Genomic DNA, 316 nt, shown 5'->3' on the forward strand with positions numbered 1-316 from the left:
AACTCGTCAAGGACGACGTCCGCGTGCGAGGGGCCGACGACCCGGAGACCCTCTCCACGCGGCATCAGGCTGCTCGCTTCCGCGGCGAGGCGGGAGACCCGGCCAGCGCCGCCACCGCCCTCGCCGAACTCGTCAAGGACGAGACCCGCGTGCGAGGGGCCGACCACCCGGACACCCTCGACACACGGTATTGGGCTGCTCGCTTCCGCGGCGAGGCGGGAGACCCGGCCAGCGCCGCCACCGCCCTCGCCAAACTCCTCAAGGACGAGACCCGCGTGCGAGGGGCCGACCACCCGGACACCCTCTCCACGCGATA

General features: G+C 72.8%; 1 pseudogene. It reads left to right on the forward strand.

What is annotated here, in order from left to right:
• A pseudogene (locus KUM49_RS35210) lies at positions 1 to 316 on the forward strand (tetratricopeptide repeat protein); the annotation flags it as partial.

The organism is Streptomyces sp. AC555_RSS877 (genome assembly GCF_019049245.1).
Taxonomy (GTDB): domain Bacteria; phylum Actinomycetota; class Actinomycetes; order Streptomycetales; family Streptomycetaceae; genus Streptomyces.